This window comes from Micromonospora sp. URMC 106 (genome assembly GCF_051386395.1).
Lineage (GTDB): Bacteria > Actinomycetota > Actinomycetes > Mycobacteriales > Micromonosporaceae > Micromonospora.
Genome location: NZ_JBPQTP010000085.1, coordinates 1 through 14,299, shown reverse-complemented (window position 1 = coordinate 14,299; position 14,299 = coordinate 1). Strand labels below are relative to the sequence as shown.

At 69.9% G+C, this 14,299-nt stretch carries 16 protein-coding genes; 8 read left to right on the top strand and 8 right to left on the bottom strand.

Annotation, left to right across the window (positions count from 1 at the left end):
* Nucleotides 1–2: 2 nt before the first annotated feature.
* Nucleotides 3–488 carry an RrF2 family transcriptional regulator gene (locus tag ACSNOB_RS23195; RefSeq protein ID WP_436688551.1) on the bottom strand — a complete coding sequence of 162 codons (486 nt, stop codon included), beginning with the start codon at nt 486–488 and terminating at the stop codon, nt 3–5.
* Between the two features lie 242 nt (nt 489–730).
* On the opposite strand from ACSNOB_RS23195, the gene ACSNOB_RS23190 reads away from it, so the two are divergent.
* Together ACSNOB_RS23190 and ACSNOB_RS23185 are read left to right on the top strand one after the other, a co-directional pair.
* A complete protein-coding gene (locus ACSNOB_RS23190) occupies nt 731–1,450 on the top strand; it encodes a DUF6597 domain-containing transcriptional factor (protein ID WP_436688550.1) in 720 nt (239 codons plus the stop codon).
* A 10-nt stretch (nt 1,451–1,460) separates the two neighbouring features.
* Nucleotides 1,461–2,321, top strand: coding sequence for a hypothetical protein (locus ACSNOB_RS23185; protein ID WP_436688549.1), 861 nt, complete (start codon nt 1,461–1,463; stop codon nt 2,319–2,321).
* 157 nt (nt 2,322–2,478) lie between these two features.
* Here the strand turns inward: ACSNOB_RS23185 and ACSNOB_RS23180 are convergent, their stop codons facing one another.
* The 3 genes from ACSNOB_RS23180 to ACSNOB_RS23170 form a co-directional block, all read right to left on the bottom strand.
* On the bottom strand, nt 2,479–2,850 hold the full coding sequence (locus ACSNOB_RS23180; RefSeq protein ID WP_393106909.1) for an ArsR/SmtB family transcription factor: 372 nt from the start codon (nt 2,848–2,850) through the stop codon (nt 2,479–2,481).
* A gap of 204 nt (nt 2,851–3,054) precedes the next feature.
* Nucleotides 3,055–3,699 carry an SMI1/KNR4 family protein gene (locus ACSNOB_RS23175; protein WP_436688548.1) on the bottom strand — a complete coding sequence of 215 codons (645 nt, stop codon included), beginning with the start codon at nt 3,697–3,699 and terminating at the stop codon, nt 3,055–3,057.
* 236 nt (nt 3,700–3,935) lie between these two features.
* Nucleotides 3,936–4,670: a MerR family transcriptional regulator gene (locus ACSNOB_RS23170; protein ID WP_436688547.1), complete on the bottom strand. Its 735-nt coding sequence runs from the start codon at nt 4,668–4,670 to the stop codon at nt 3,936–3,938.
* 66 nt (nt 4,671–4,736) lie between these two features.
* On the opposite strand from ACSNOB_RS23170, the gene ACSNOB_RS23165 reads away from it, so the two are divergent.
* The 3 genes from ACSNOB_RS23165 to ACSNOB_RS23155 all read left to right on the top strand — a co-directional run bounded on the left by ACSNOB_RS23165 (nt 4,737) and on the right by ACSNOB_RS23155 (nt 7,292).
* Nucleotides 4,737–5,240, top strand: coding sequence for a DUF6194 family protein (locus ACSNOB_RS23165; protein WP_436688546.1), 504 nt, complete (start codon nt 4,737–4,739; stop codon nt 5,238–5,240).
* A 260-nt stretch (nt 5,241–5,500) separates the two neighbouring features.
* Nucleotides 5,501–6,517, top strand: a complete 1,017-nt coding sequence (gene add / locus ACSNOB_RS23160; RefSeq protein ID WP_436688545.1) for an adenosine deaminase — start codon at nt 5,501–5,503, stop codon at nt 6,515–6,517.
* 13 nt (nt 6,518–6,530) lie between these two features.
* Nucleotides 6,531–7,292 carry a GntR family transcriptional regulator gene (locus ACSNOB_RS23155; RefSeq protein WP_436688544.1) on the top strand — a complete coding sequence of 254 codons (762 nt, stop codon included), beginning with the start codon at nt 6,531–6,533 and terminating at the stop codon, nt 7,290–7,292.
* Nucleotides 7,293–7,435: 143 nt separating this feature from the next.
* Here ACSNOB_RS23155 and ACSNOB_RS23150 read toward each other — a convergent pair whose 3' ends face one another.
* Nucleotides 7,436–8,308 (bottom strand): alpha/beta fold hydrolase, encoded by an 873-nt coding sequence (locus ACSNOB_RS23150; RefSeq protein ID WP_436688563.1) that lies wholly within the window; start codon nt 8,306–8,308, stop codon nt 7,436–7,438.
* Between the two features lie 297 nt (nt 8,309–8,605).
* Nucleotides 8,606–9,361 carry a helix-turn-helix domain-containing protein gene (locus ACSNOB_RS23145; RefSeq protein ID WP_436688543.1) on the bottom strand — a complete coding sequence of 252 codons (756 nt, stop codon included), beginning with the start codon at nt 9,359–9,361 and terminating at the stop codon, nt 8,606–8,608.
* A gap of 238 nt (nt 9,362–9,599) precedes the next feature.
* On the opposite strand from ACSNOB_RS23145, the gene ACSNOB_RS23140 reads away from it, so the two are divergent.
* Together ACSNOB_RS23140 and ACSNOB_RS23135 are read left to right on the top strand one after the other, a co-directional pair.
* Nucleotides 9,600–10,265, top strand: coding sequence for a DUF4097 family beta strand repeat-containing protein (locus ACSNOB_RS23140; RefSeq protein WP_436688542.1), 666 nt, complete (start codon nt 9,600–9,602; stop codon nt 10,263–10,265).
* A 172-nt stretch (nt 10,266–10,437) separates the two neighbouring features.
* On the top strand, nt 10,438–11,667 hold the full coding sequence (locus tag ACSNOB_RS23135) for a serine hydrolase domain-containing protein (RefSeq protein ID WP_436688541.1): 1,230 nt from the start codon (nt 10,438–10,440) through the stop codon (nt 11,665–11,667).
* 132 nt (nt 11,668–11,799) lie between these two features.
* Here ACSNOB_RS23135 and ACSNOB_RS23130 read toward each other — a convergent pair whose 3' ends face one another.
* Together ACSNOB_RS23130 and ACSNOB_RS23125 are read right to left on the bottom strand one after the other, a co-directional pair.
* Nucleotides 11,800–12,132, bottom strand: coding sequence for an STAS domain-containing protein (locus tag ACSNOB_RS23130; RefSeq protein WP_436688540.1), 333 nt, complete (start codon nt 12,130–12,132; stop codon nt 11,800–11,802).
* 469 nt (nt 12,133–12,601) lie between these two features.
* Nucleotides 12,602–13,201, bottom strand: coding sequence for a helix-turn-helix domain-containing protein (locus tag ACSNOB_RS23125; protein WP_436688539.1), 600 nt, complete (start codon nt 13,199–13,201; stop codon nt 12,602–12,604).
* Between the two features lie 91 nt (nt 13,202–13,292).
* On the opposite strand from ACSNOB_RS23125, the gene ACSNOB_RS23120 reads away from it, so the two are divergent.
* Nucleotides 13,293–14,267, top strand: coding sequence for an NAD(P)/FAD-dependent oxidoreductase (locus ACSNOB_RS23120; RefSeq protein ID WP_436688538.1), 975 nt, complete (start codon nt 13,293–13,295; stop codon nt 14,265–14,267).
* The last annotated feature ends 32 nt before the right edge of the window (nt 14,268–14,299 follow it).

The following is a 14,299-nucleotide window of genomic DNA, read 5'->3' as shown; positions in this document are numbered from 1 at the left end:
CGTCAGGCGCGAAGCGCGGCGAACCGGTTCGCCGTGTTGCTCGGCGTGTCCGGGTATCGCCGTTCCACCTCTGCCTTCAAGTCCGCCAGTGTCTGCCCCGCCAGCTCCCGCCGCCAGGCCAGATCAGCCCGCCGCATCGCCTGCGAGACCAGGCACGCCTGGCGGTAGTCGACCTCGGGATCGGCGCCCGGCCCCCGCCGGAGCAGTTGCTCGCAGCGGAACGCCTCATCCGGTCCCTCGATCGCCACCACCACGTCGAGCAACGTGATGCGCTCCGGGCTGCGGGCTAGTTGGAAGCCGCCGCGCGGGCCGGGCGTCGAAGTCATGATGCCCGCGCGGGCGAGGGCCTGGAGTTGTTTGTTGAGGTAGGCCGCGGGAAGGCCGTAGAACTCGGCGAGCTTCGCTACGGGAACGGCGTGCCCTCCCGGCAGCCAGGTCAGGTTGAGGCAGCTGTGTAGGGCCCATTCCACGCCTTCGCTCATCCGCATATCTGGACACTACATATCCAGGATTAAGTACGCAAGGGCTCCGGCCGTGCGAGCGCTAGCCGACCGGGGCCAGCGGTCTGATCCTTGCCGCGGCTGTAGGTCTGACACAGGAGCCGCTGCCGCCGGGTGTGCGGGGCCGGCGACGAGCGGGGCGGCCGGCTCGCCGGCACGGACCAAGTGGGTCCAGACGTCCGCTGCCATTCGCCGGCGCTGCCCGGCAGCCGATTCCGTAGGGTGTGGTTGTGACTTCGCAGTACCGGGAGGACGTGGTTTCTGGGCCGGTGGCCTCGTTGGTGGCGTGTGTGTGGGAGCAGCGCGTCGGTCGTCGGCATGCTCAGCTGGTGGTGCCTGACGGTTGTCTCGACCTGATCTGGCTTGGTGACGGGGACTTGGTGGTCGCGGGTGCTGATACTGGTCCGCGGCTGGTGGACTTGCCGGCGGGCGCCGTGGTGGCGGGGGTTCGGCTGCGTCCCGCAGCTGCGGGTGCCGTGCTGGGTTGGCACGCCGCGGAGCTGCGCGACCGCCAGGTCGATGCCGCCGACCTGTGGGGTCGGCAGGCCTTGCGGCTTTGCGAGACGCTGGACATGTCGCCTGCCGAGTTCCGGGGTCGTCACCTGCTCGAGGCGGTGTCCTCTCGCGGCGCTGTGCCCGATGCGCTGGTGCAGGCGGCGGCACGGTGTCTGGCTCGTCCGCGCGCTCGGGTCGCGGCGGTGGCAGCGGAGCTGGGTGTCAGCGAACGGCAGCTGCACCGGCGCACGGTGGCGGCGGTGGGGTACGGGCCCAAGATGCTGGCGCGTGTCGGCCGGCTCCGCCGGTTCGTGCGCCTGCACGCGTCTGACCTGTCGGGCAGAGCGCTCTTGGCGGGCTATGCCAGTCAGGCGCACATGAACGACGAGGTGAGGCGGCTCACAGGCATGACACCCGTCCGATTTCTGGAAGCACTCGGCGGCGCGTCCGCCTAGCGTGGGCGCCGTGCCCGTCGACATCACTGCTGCAGAACAGTTCATCCACAACACCGCTCGCCTTCTGGACAGGCACCGGCTCGCGGTACTGCTCCACGACGCTGCGGTGGGACCGGTCCTCACGGCGTTGCGCGCCTATCAGAACCCCGACCACGGCTTCGGTCATGCCCTGGAACCCGACGTCCGGGATCCCGCGAGCCAGCCGACTGCCACGCTGCACGCCCTGGAGGTGCTCGCCGAAGTCGGCGCCCTGGAGGATCCCATGGTCACTCAGGCTGCGAGTTGGGCGGCCCGTAACGCCCGCGCCGACGGGGCCCTGCCCTTCGTCCTGCCCAGTGCGGCCGACCATCCGCACGCACCGTGGATGACGCCCAACTCAGAGGGTTCGTTCATCACGTTCGGGTTCGTGTCCGTGCTGACCCGGGCCGGCGTGCGGACCCCCTGGCTCGATGCCGCGAGGTCCTGGTGCTGGTCCCGGGTCGATCGTCCTGACGAGCTCGACGCGTACTGGGTCAAGTTCGCCCTCGACTTCCTCGATCACGAACCGGACGAGCACCGCGCCCGCGCGGCGATCGAGTCGCTCCGGCCCAAGATCGGCGCCGATGGCACGATTGCCGTTCCTGGTGGCACCGAGGACGAGCGCCTCACCGCTCTCGTGCTCTCACCGCGCCCGAGCCTGCGCAGCCGGGCCCTGTTCACCGAGGAGCACATCCAGGCAGAGCTGGACCGGCTGGAGGAGGAGCAGCTCGAGGACGGCGGTTGGATGTTCGACTGGCTCGACTGGTCCCCGGGGCAGCGCGTGGAGTGGCGCGGCGCCGTGACACTGCGCGCACTCGCCACCCTCGCGGCACACGGCCGCGTTCAACGATGACGTCCCCGCTCATCGACATGACCACTCGCGTGACGGCCGGACGCCCGAAGGTTTCGCTCAACTGGTGAGCCCGTCCGCGGCACGCAGCAGGGTCGGCGGTGGGGCGTGTCGGTGATCCTGCCCGTCTTCGCGGGGGCGCGGTTGTCGGCCGTGCCGGTCAGCGGGACTTCCTCGTCGCCCGTTTGCGTGGCGGCGTCAACAGGTCCGCTATCGCCGTGATCGCGGACGGCACCAGGCGATAGTAGGCCCAGACGCCGCGCTTCTCGCGCTCGATCAGGCCGGCCTCGGTGAGGATTCGAAGGTGATGGCTCACGGTCGGCTGGGAGAGGCCAAGCGGCGCGGTGAGGTCACTGACGGACGCCTCGCCCTGCGGGGCGGACTGGATCAGACTGAGCAGTCGCAGTCGTGCCGGGTCGGCGAATGCCTTCAGCACTCCGGCGAGCCGCTCGGCGTCGGCAGGTTTGATTGGCTCGCCGGCAAGCGGCGAGATAGCAGGCATGGCAGTCTTCGCAGTTCCCACGTCCTGCATCGTTGCACAACACCATCGACAGGCTGGCGGAACCGGACCAGTACCCGGTGGTGATCGCGGGGCCGGATGCGAGGAAAGCTCTTCCACGGCCGTGCCCCAGGGCTGGCCACCCAGCTCAGCCCGCCAGCCACGGAAGTGGTCCGGTTTGCGTGAGTGATCCTCGTCGGTCGCGAGGCTCCGCCGAGCAGCCTTTGCGCGTCCCCTTCAGGAATTGGGGGGCGTCCAGCCGTCGATCTCCAGGTCGCCGATGCGGTCAGCGCGGAGCAGGTCGATATCGATGGCTTCCAGTTCCTCCGCGACCTCTACCCATAGCTGCGTCACGGACTCCCACCGCGGTGTCGTGCCTTGGTGGTGCCGGGAGAACTCCACCAGGCATCCGTGCCGCGGACCCTCGCGCAGGTCCATGAACAGGCCGCCCCCGCCCCCGTCGCCGGCGATGGGCAGCCATCGGGGGAGCCAGTACAACTGGGGTAGCAGGGTGCCTGCGGGCTGGGTGTTCTGGCCGGCCACGAACCGTTCCATCTCCTCACGCATGCCCGGTGGACAGACCTCCTGTTGGACCCGCAGGTGCATCCGCCAGCGCTCCAGCGCCATGGACGCGGGGTATGGACTCGATGAGTCAGGGATCAGAGTTCCACTTGGCAGGCCGAGACCGTGCCGGACTCCGTTGGACAGCCCCCACCAGATCCGGAGGTCGGCTGGAAGCGCCACACCAAGGGCGGTCGCGACAGTGTCGATCTCCGCTGCCGTTGCCGGCGGGTTCAGCTCCGCGCGGAATCGGGGGGCAAACCGCGACAGCCAATCCTCGATCCGGTGCCACGCCTGCTCCACCGCCGTGTCGGTACCCATGTTGTGATCAAACCAGGCTGATCCGCCGAGGCGTGTGCGCCCTCGTGCCGGCGGACGCACGAACACGTGCTCGCCACTGTCGTCGAGTACCGGCAACGACCCCGGCCTACGACGCCGCCGTCACCGTCGTGGCCACCATCGCAGCGCCGGATGGCTCGCGGATACGCCGTCGTCGGTCACGGCGGGCGTCATCTCCCGCAGGTGGTGGCGAGCAGGCAGGACGTTCCTGACGCGGATCAAGCGAAATCGCCGCCCGTCTCGTCACGCTGCCGGGCTGACTCGATGATCTCTGCCAACAGAGTTCCCGCGCGCAGGAGAGCGAGTGCGCGCTGGGCGATCGCCTCCAGCCGCGTGTCGAGCGCGGCGACCGAGTGGCTCACCTCGTTGAGGTCCCGGACCGCTGTGATCGCGTTCTGTACGTCTGGAATGCGGTAGCCACCGGCTCGCAGGGCTGCGGTGATGCGTGCTTCCCGGATGGCGGTGAGGGTGTAACGCCGAGCCGTCCCCGATCGCGTGGTGACCCGCTCAGACGCTACCAACCCGACCTGCTCCCAGAAGCGGAGTGTGGACGTCTTGACTCCGAGGGCCTGGGACAGCTCCGTGATGGTCATGGAGTCGCCGTCGACGGGCGCTGCCTCCGTGGTCGCTTCGGCTCGGATGGCCTCCAGCGCGAGACGTGCCGCGAGCGCCTGCTCCCGTTCGTGGTTGAGCCCGGCGTGCAACCCGCAGACCAGCGCCGCTGCCCGGTCGGGCGGCTGCCGGTGAACCTCTCGCATCGCCCGTCGCGCCTCGACAGGACCCACGGCATGAGCGAGGTGGCGATACGCGCGAAGGGCGCGGACGTGCGCTGCGGAGAACTGTCGGTACCCGTTGGGTGACCTGGCCGCAGCGGGGATCACGCCCAGTGCCTCCAGGTCACGCACCTGCTGGGCGGAGTAGCCCGACGCCGCCGCGACGGCTGCGGTGTTCATGGGTGGCGCTTCGCCCCCTCGGTTCATCCGAACCCTCCACTAGCACTTCAAGTACATGCTTGAACCATGAGTATGGAGCGACTTCTCGAGACCATCCGAGCGTTCGACGGGGTACTCGAACTTGCCCCCACCGAGGGCGGCGCGTTCCCGGAGATCGCCTGGGGCGACCACTTCTTCTACTACGCGCCCGATGGCCAGGTGCCACAGCGTGAGCAGCCCTACGCCACCGTCATCACGAAGAACTACCCCGACGATGTCTTGTGCGACCTCGACCGTCCCGATCGTTGGCGGTTGAACATTCACGTCGGCAGGGACGCGTTCGCCGAGCTCACGGGTGAGAGCCCTCGGGCCGAGTCGACAGCGTGGGACTACACCGCCACCGATGTCGTCCTCCCGCACCCGGTGTATCGCGCGCAAGGTTGGGTGTCGATCATCAACCCGGGTGCCAGCACGCACGAGTTGGCAGCCCGCCTCCTGCGTCAGGCGCATGAGGATGCCAAGCGCCGGGCGGAGCGCCGGAGTGCCAGCAGGCAACCAGCCCGTGATGTGGCTCCGGGGGGTCACCGGTGACGCACCGCGACGCGCCCACTCGGCCGAAGGTGGACGCAGGCTTGTCGAGGTGTGTCGCACACGCCCGGTCGCGGACGTCGCAACAGAGACAGGTGTCTCCCGCGCCTGCGCGTCGAAGCTCACCACCGTGCTGAGCCCCACCGTCGCCAGGCGGGTCCGACCGCCCGGTCGCAGGAGCGCCTGGCCCCGCCGAGTCCGCCAGCCCAACAGCACGACCAGCCCGCGCTGTAGCCGATCGACTTGTGTGGTACACCGTACATGTGACGCATGAAGGTGATGTTGCGACGTGGATAGCGGCACTGCCCAAGGTGGAGCTGCACCTGCACCTGGAGGGGTCGCTGCGGCCGGCCACGCTGTTCCAGCTCGCCAAGCGCAACGGCGTCGACGTCGGTGCCACCTCGGCCGAAGAGCTGGCCGAGCGGTACACCTTCAACAACTTCGGCGACTTCGCCGCCTTGTTCTTCGCGGGGCTGTCGGTGCTGCGTACCGCCGACGACTTCACCGACGCGGTGGTCGCGCTCGCCGCCGAGTTGGCCGAGCAGAACGTCCGGTACGCGGAGGTCACCACCACGCCGATCAATCACCATCGACGCGGCGTGGCGCTGGAGGAATACCGTGACGGCCTGGACGAGGGTCGCCGGCGGGCGAGGGACGAGTTCGGCGTGGAGCTGGGCTGGGTGTGCGACATCTCGCGGGAGTCGGAGGACCCGGCATCCGAGTTCACGGTCGGGTTCCTGCTCGGGTCGCAGGCTCCCGACGGCGTGGTCGGGCTCGGACTGGGCGGCGTGGAGGACGGCTTCCCACCGGAGCTGTTCGCGTCGTCATTCGCCCGCGCCAGGGCCAACGGGCTCGCCGCCCTGCCGCACGCCGGCGAGACGGTGGGACCAGACAGCATCTGGGGCGCGGTGCGCGCGCTGGGGGCCGCGCGTATCGGCCACGGCATCCGCTGCCTGGAGGATCCCGCACTCGTCGAGCACCTCGCGACCCACCGGATCCCACTCGAGGTCGCGGTCACCTCGAACACGCGACTGAAGCTGGTCGACGGCGTCGAGCAACACCCGCTCACCGCGCTGCTGGACGCCGGCCTGGTCGTGACGCTCAACACCGACGATCCCGCGTACTTCCGGACCACGTTGACGCAGGAGTTGCAGCTCGCGCACCGGGTGCACGGCGTAGGCCGAGAAACGCTGCTTGACATGCAGTTGGCCGCACTGCGGGCTTCCTACGCGGACAGCGCGACGAAGTCCCGCATCCGCGACGCGCTCGCGGCAGTCTGAACGGGATCCAGCAGTGGTACGCCCACCAGGGCCGGACCGGCCGCTCTACATCCGCATCGCCATGTCGCTCAAGGCACGGATCCTCGCCGGCACCTACCAACCGGCCGCCCGGTTGCCCGGCGAGGAGGAACTCGCCGCCGCCTTCGGCGCGAGCCGCAGCACGATCCGCCAGGCCATCGCGGATCTCCGGCAAGCCGGATACGTCGTCAGCCAGCGTGGCTCCGGCACCTATGTGTGCGCGGAGCTGCCGATCGAGCCGCTGTCACCACGCTCCGGGCCGGTCTACACCGGCTTCCTCGACGACCTCGACGACGAGGCCCACCACGTGCACGAGCTGCACCGCTCACGGCGGTCGGTCACCGCGGACGCGGCGCTCGCCGCACAGCTGCGCATACCGGTCGGCAGCCCGGCCGTCCGCTTCCAGGGCACCCGGGTCCGCGACGGCAGGGTCTACGGCGTCGCCATCGACATCCTTCCACCGCACGTGGCGGACCGTATGGACGCCACCCTGCTCGACCGCTGCCCGACCATCGGTGACGCGATGGAGGCGGTCGGCTACCGGGCCAGGGAGAGCCTCCAGCGTGTCGAGCCAACCGCGTTGGACGCCACGACCGCTCGGCTTTGCAACGGTTCGCCGGACGAACCCGCCCTCGCCGTCACCGGCGTCGCGTACGGCGCCGACGGAACCCCGCTCGACGCCTACACGCTCATCGTCACCCGCGGGTACGGCATCGGTCTCCACCTCGTACGCGCCAGTGAACGGGAAACGCCCTGACAGGGCGTCCCGGGTGGTGAGTGGGGGATGGAACCCTGGTGCGCGGCTATGACGAAGGCGGCCCGCCGGAGCCGCCTCTACCCGCAGCACCGCGATCCTGCCCGGGAACAGGCGACCGGCCGCCGCGAACGCGGCACGAGCTGTCAGTACCGGCCGACAGCGGCCTTCTCGAGAAGAGAGGTAAGGATCTGCTCGGCGTGTGTCCACAACACTGCGCCACCAATCCCCGGCACGACACGGCGACGAGCGCCGGGAATGCGGCTGGTGAGGAACGCCCCGTTGTCAGGCGAGTGGCTGGTGTCCCGCTCGCCGTACCAGATGTCGACGGGAACAGTGATCCTCGCGAGATCGAGTGGCCACCGGCCCATGGCGAGAACCGTATCGCGGGCATAGCCGGCCGCGCCCTGAGCGAAACCCTCCTGCAAAGCTCGGCGGTAGGCCGCCGCGAATTGGGGATCCTGGTACACGGCCAGGTCGCATTCGGGGCTCCCGCTCATCACCATGCCCCACATCGCATCCGGGCCGAGGCCCGCGAAGAACTCCTCGGCGCCGGCCGGGTCGGTCGCTGTCCTGTCGACGAGTTCCCGCAGGTCCGCGGCCAGGGCGGTGGCGAACTCCGGAGCGGCTATCTCATCCGCGCCGGAGACGACAGCCAGCGCGGAGGCGACACCCTGCTCAGCGCAGGCAAGCGCGAATGGCGCCCCCTGCGAGTTCCCGACCACGGGCGGGCGGCCCAGCCCGCGCAGCGCGGCAAGCTGGCGGATGTCGTCGGCGAAGTCGGAGAAGGTCCGACCGGGCGCAGGGGTCGAGACGCCGAGCCCCGGGCGGTCCGTGGAGACAAGACGCACTCCGAGCGCCTCGACGACGTCGGTGCCGAAGCCCAGCCAGCGGCTCGTGGCGGCACCCGGACACAGCAACACCGGCACGCCGTCCGGCGGCCCCCACTCGGCCCACCCGAGTAGCCGTCCGTCAGACAACCGAGTCTCACCGAGCCGGGCGGGAGCTTCGCCGTACACACCCATGATCACCATCATGGCAGGGGACATGTCCCTGTCTCACTCGAATTTCGGGGTATTCCAGGACGGGCGGAGCGACGGGCCGACCCGTCAGCAGCGCAGACGAGCCACGCGGCGAATCCGCTGATCGCCTCGGCCGGCTGATCAGCCTTCGGTTCCCTGGGGTCCCGTCGTTCGGCGTCGCGGTCATCACGGCACCCTCCTCGCCAGCCGCGACGCCCGGTGCGTCAGGCCGAGCATCGTCCGGTCCGCAGACCCGGCTTCCCGCTTCCTGGCTGCGAGGATCGAGGCCGCTGTCTATCCGTGGTCTGGGCCTGGTTGGGCAGTTTGGTGTGCGGTTGTCCCGGGTCTGGTGTGGAGGACTTCGCGGGCCTGTTCGGCGGCGCGGGTGATGCTCTCGCTGATGAAGTCGAGGAAGCGGGCGATGTTCTCCAGGCGGGTGGCGGCGGGGGTGTGGGGGCCGAGGACGGCGACGCCTTGGCGGGCGGTCTCGACGAGTTGGTCGTTGGATCGGGCGCTGGCGATCGTCGCCTGGTAGAAGAGCTCGTCGTCGACGACGTAGCGGTCGCGGCGGCGTTCGTCGCGTTCCCGGCGGACGAGGCTCTGGCCCTCCAGGAAGGCGATCGCTTTGGAGATGGACGCCGGGCTGACCTGGAGACGCTGGGCGAGTTGGGACGCGGTGAGGCTGCCCGCGTCGGTGGTGAACAGGCAGGTCAGCACCCGGGCCGTCATCTTGGGCAGGCCCGAGGCCATGAGGGCGGTGGTGAGCGTCTCCTCGTATTCGGCCACGGCCTCGGCGTCGCGTCCGTGTGGCTGAGGGCTTGGCCCCGACGCACGGGAGGAGGCGGGACCGCGCCGGTGGGCGCGGCGTTCGGTGGCGCGGTGGGCGAGGTCGGCGCGGTAGGCGGTGGGGCCGCCGTTGCGCATCACCTCACGGGTGACCGTCGAGGTGGGACGGTCGAGGCGTCGGGCGATCTCGGCGTAGGGGAGGCTGTCGGCCAGCCCCAGCGCGATCTGCTGGCGTTCCTGCAGGGTGAGCCTGCCTCCCGGCATCGTTGTCTCCTCGGTGATCCTCCGTGGCGGTCCCTGATCTGCCAGACCATAGCGTTCATCTCCATTCATTGCAATGGCCGGGATGGCTAACGTTGCGTTATCGGCAAGTCAGTTGCAACGATATTGCGCCACTCACCTGCTTAAACACGCGGTCCATGCAACGAGGTTGTTGCCTGGATTTGGAAAGCAACGTAGCGTTTCGCATATCAGAAACGACACGTGAGCACGGGAGAGCGCAATGCAGAAGTTCGACACCCCCGCCCCGATCTCCGCCATCCTGGACATCCCCGCCGGACGCGTCCAGTTCATCGCCGCGGACCGCGCCGACACGACCGTCGAGATCCTGCCCGCCGACCCGTCGAAGAGCCGCGACACCAAGACCGCCGAGCAGACCACCGTCGCCTATGCCGACGGCGTGCTGCGGATCCACAGCCCGGAGCCCCAGAACCGGCTCTTCGGCGCTTCGGGATCCCTGGAGGTCACCGTGCAGCTGCCAGCTGGCTCCCGCGTCGAGGCCAGGACCGCCAGCGCCGAGTTCCGCGGCGTCGGCCGCCTTGGCGACGTCGCCTTCGACGGCGCGTACCGCCAGATCAAGATCGACGAGGCCGCGAGCGTGCGCCTCACCGCGATCGACGGCGACGTCGAGGTGGGCCGGCTCAACGGCCCTGCGGAGATCAGCACCGCCAGGGGCGACATCCGGATCGCCGAGGCCGCGCGCGGCACGGTCGTGCTCCGCACCGAGTTCGGCGACATCTCGGTTGCCGCCGCCGCGGGCGTCTCGGCCGCCCTGGACGCCGGCACCGGCCACGGCCGCATCAGCAACGCCCTCAAGAACGATGGCACGGCCGAACTCGACATCCGCGCCACCACCTCCCACGGCGACGTCACCGCCCGCAGCCTCTGAGGGAGCAGACCCAGGACCGCCCGGCCGGCACCACCTGCGATCGAGATCCTGTCGGTCGTCGCCGACGATGCGGCCGTCCGTCCCAAAGGGCCGGCGCGATCCACGCGCAGGCACGGAGAAGTCGTACCAGACCCCTTAGAACCATCGAACACTATGCGCAAGGAGATCCACGGTGGGACAGAGCAACAGCGGCTTCTCCGCAGCAGGGCTACGCACGCTGCGCGACGTGCTGACGCGGCATGTCGAGTCCGGCAGGATTCCCGGGCTCGTCGCCCTGGTCAGCCGGGGCGGCCAGACGCACGTCGAAGCGGTCGGGACGATGCGCCACGACGGTGGCCCGCCGATGCGCCGGGACACGATCTTCCGGATGGCCTCGACGTCCAAGCCGGTCTCGGTCGCGGCGGCGATGGTCCTGCTCGACGAGTGCCGGCTGCGGCTGGACGACCCGGTGCAGCAGTGGCTACCCGAACTGGCCGACCGGCGGGTGTTGACGCGCGTCGACGGCCCGCTGGACGACACCGTCCCGGCGCGGCGGCCGATCACCGTGCGGGACCTGTTGACCTCCACGTTCGGGCTCGGCATGGACATGACCGCACTGGGCACGCCGATCATGAACGCGATCTTCGAGCAGGGACTCACGCCCAACCTGCCGGAGCCGATGCCCGAGCCGGATGAGTGGTTGCGTCGCCTCGGCGCGCTTCCGCTGATGCACCAGCCCGGAGAACAGTGGCAGTACCACATCAGCAACGACCTGCTCGGCGTGCTCGTCGCCAGGGTCACCGGCCAGCCGTTCGAGACGTTCCTGCGGGAACGTATCTTCGACCCGCTGGGGATGGCCGACACCGGCTTTCACGTGCCCGCTGACAAGATCGACCGGCTGCCGCCCCTCTACGCCCCCGACCCGCGGACCGGCGAGTTCCACGTGTGGGACGAGGCCGAAGGCGGACGCCACAGCCAGCCTCCGGCGTTCCCGGGCGGCGGCGGTGGGCTGGTCTCCACCGCCGACGACTACCACGCCTACTTCCAGATGCTGCTCAATCACGGCAGGCACGGCAGCGAACGGATCCTGTCCCGGCCCGCGGTCGAGCTCATGACCACCAACCGCCTCACGCCCGAGCAACAGGCCACCCGAGACGCCATGGCCCGCAACAATGTCCACATCTCGCACGGCCAAGGGCAGCACGGCGGCTGGGGCTTCGGCATGGCGGTGCGCACCTACCGCGGTGACTACGCCTCCGTGGGTCAGTTCGGCTGGGACGGCGGAAGCGGCACCGCGACCTACGCCGACCCGGCCAAGCAGCTCACCGGAATCCTGCTCACCCAGGTCGGGATGTCCGTCCCGGATCCGGCGCGGCTCATCCACGACTTCTGGACCACGCTCTACCAGGCAATCGACGACTGACAGCCAGCCAGCACCCGGTTCGCCCGGCCCGGCACGTACGCCCAGTTCACGACCGCCCGACGGGCGGCGGCCGAGCGTCGAGTCTGCGTGTCTTCCCGACCCGTTGACTCGCGCTCGGTCGCGGGCGCGCCGTCAGCCGGCCACCAGTGTGGGCACCGGTCGTGGCGTCGGTCGCGCATCCGCGACCGATGCCTGCCGGCCGCTCCGATCGGCCCACCCGGCATCGAGTAGGCGCACCTCGACGCCCTTCTCGGTTGCTGCCGACATCAGCTCGGCAACGAGGGCCCAGCCCGCGGCGTCGACCTGCGCCTGGCGCAGGTCGATCGTCAGTCGACGGGCCGGCATGGCCAGCGCGGTAGCCACAACGGCCCGCACATCGGCCGCCGACGACGCGTCGACAGGGCCCTCGACGCACACCCATCGGTGCCCGGTGAAAGCGGGCAGCATCGTGATCGCGAACGACATCAACACCCTCCTCACCCACCATCGACGAGCCGCTGAGCGACGTAGGACCGCCGGCACCGGCGACGGTCGTGAGCCTGCGACACCACTGATCGTTTTAGCACTCGAAGTCGTGGAGTGCTAGTCGTTGTGACGGACGTCGAGCACGGGACAGCGGCCCGCGCCCCGCGCTCTACCTGGCCATGGGGGACATCGGGATGACACGTTCATCCGCGACTGCTGGCGCGCCGGCTGAAGCAGAAGGTCGCGCGGGTGGGTCCCTGCCGAACGCCGGCCCGGTTTGGCGGGTGGCCGCACGAGCGCGCTGCCGGGTGGGTCTGCCGATCCATCTCGCGCGAATGCCGTGTCCGGCTGAGGTGCTCGACCAGGAAAGGGTTTGAGCAGCCGTTGCTCGGTGCCTCTCCAGGGCAGGCCACCTACGTCGCTGTCTCGGCGGCTGATCCGGGTGCCGCCACTGGCGTGGGGCTGCCGGTCAGGAGGCAACCTCCCCGCGGGAGCGGGGCCTGGCGCGTACGTGCATGCGTTCCCCCTGGCGGCCGAACAGGTTGAGGACCTCCACTGGGGATTCGCCCGTGGTGCCGAACCAGTGCGGCAGGCGGGTGTCGAACTCGGCCGCCTCGCCCGGCTCCATGACCAGGTCGTGGTTCGCCACGATGAGCCGCAGACGTCCGGACAGGACGTACAGCCACTCGTAGCCCTCGTGCGTGCACAGCTCGGGCCGGTTCTGCTCGGCCGGAATGACTGACTTCCAGGCCTGCAGCGGACCTGGTTGGGTGGTCAGGGGGACCACCGTGCGGCCGTTGCGGATGCGGGGCGTGCAGCGGATCCGCGGATCGCCGACCTCCGGCGCCCCGACCAGCTCGTCCAGCGGCACCTGATGGGCCTGCGCGATCGGCAGTAGCAGCTCCAGGCTCGGGCGGCGCTGGCCCGACTCCAGGCGCGACAACGTGCTCTTGGAGATGCCGGTGGCCTCCGCCAACGCGGACAGAGTCACGTTGCGCCGGGCGCGGATGCGTCTGAGGCGAGGGCCCACCTGGGCCAGGGCAGTGGCGATCGTTGACTGCTTGTCCATGCCCCCATCTCACCTCGCGTGTTCCAGAAATGGCAACAAAAGTTGTCGGTTCAGGGCCGGGTGCGCACCATCGAGCCCGGAGGTGATCGTCATGATCAACGCAAGGAACGACCAGCTCAACGACCAGCGTGCTGACCACGGCGGGGCCTATGACGTGGTGGTTGTCGGTGCCGGTGCGGCCGGCCTGAACGCCGCCCTACTCCTCGGGCGTGCCCGCCGCGAGGTCGCGGTGGTCGACGTCGGCGAGCCGCGCAACGCGCCCGCCTCGCACATGCACGGCTTCCTCTCCCGCGACGGCCTGCCCCCCGCCGCCCTGCTGGAACTCGGCCGCGCCGAGATCGCCCGGTACGGCGTCCGGCTCATAGCGGGGCGGGTGGACCAGATCGACCACGGCTACTACGTCCGCATGGTGGGCGGGCCGGTGCTCACAGCCCGCCGCATCCTGGTCGCGACGGGACTGCGGGACGAACTGCCCGACATTCCCGGCCTGCGCGAGCGGTGGGGTAAGGATCTGCTCCACTGCCCGTACTGCCACGCCTATGAGGTGCGCGAACAACCCCTGGCCGTTCTTGGCACCCACCCGGGGGCAGTGCACCAGGCCCTGCTGGTGCGGCAGTGGAGCGACGATGTCGTCTTCTTCGCGCACACGCTGGACGTGACGCCTCAGGATCGGGATCGGTTGGAGGCGCGTGGCGTGCGCATCGTCGAGGGCGAGATCAAGCAGCTCGTCGTCGACGGGGGCCGGCTGCGCGGCGTGGAAATCGCCGGCGGCCTCGTTGTCCCCCGGACCGCCGCCTTCGTCTTTCCCCGCATGGTCCCCCGCGACGAGCTACTGACCCGGCTGGGCTGCGCCAAGGACGACAACGGCTGGGTCGCCACCGACCGTACCGGCCGCACCAGCGTTCCCGGCGTGTGGGCCGCCGGCAACGTCATCGACCCGCGCGCGCAGGTCATCGCCGCCGCGGGCATGGGCTCGGCCGCCGCGTTCGCCATCAACACGGACCTGCTGGACGAGGACGTCGAGCGCGCCGTCGAGCAGCGCCGCGCCCTGACGGTCAGCCAATAGCCCACCCGCCCCTTACCCGTCCGACCCGACCC

What these genes read in the sequence shown, in the direction of transcription:
- ACSNOB_RS23120 (WP_436688538.1), top strand. Translation starts at nt 13,293, where the DNA reads ATGATCAACGCAAGGAACGACCAGCTCAACGACCAGCGTGCTGACCAC.
- ACSNOB_RS23140 (WP_436688542.1), top strand. Translation starts at nt 9,600, where the DNA reads ATGCAGAAGTTCGACACCCCCGCCCCGATCTCCGCCATCCTGGACATC.
- ACSNOB_RS23170 (WP_436688547.1), bottom strand. Translation starts at nt 4,670, where the DNA reads ATGAACACCGCAGCCGTCGCGGCGGCGTCGGGCTACTCCGCCCAGCAG.
- ACSNOB_RS23145 (WP_436688543.1), bottom strand. Translation starts at nt 9,361, where the DNA reads ATGCCGGGAGGCAGGCTCACCCTGCAGGAACGCCAGCAGATCGCGCTG.
- ACSNOB_RS23180 (WP_393106909.1), bottom strand. Translation starts at nt 2,850, where the DNA reads ATGCAGGACGTGGGAACTGCGAAGACTGCCATGCCTGCTATCTCGCCG.
- ACSNOB_RS23165 (WP_436688546.1), top strand. Translation starts at nt 4,737, where the DNA reads ATGAGTATGGAGCGACTTCTCGAGACCATCCGAGCGTTCGACGGGGTA.
- ACSNOB_RS23195 (WP_436688551.1), bottom strand. Translation starts at nt 488, where the DNA reads ATGCGGATGAGCGAAGGCGTGGAATGGGCCCTACACAGCTGCCTCAAC.
- ACSNOB_RS23125 (WP_436688539.1), bottom strand. Translation starts at nt 13,201, where the DNA reads ATGGACAAGCAGTCAACGATCGCCACTGCCCTGGCCCAGGTGGGCCCT.
- ACSNOB_RS23130 (WP_436688540.1), bottom strand. Translation starts at nt 12,132, where the DNA reads ATGTCGTTCGCGATCACGATGCTGCCCGCTTTCACCGGGCACCGATGG.
- ACSNOB_RS23175 (WP_436688548.1), bottom strand. Translation starts at nt 3,699, where the DNA reads ATGGGTACCGACACGGCGGTGGAGCAGGCGTGGCACCGGATCGAGGAT.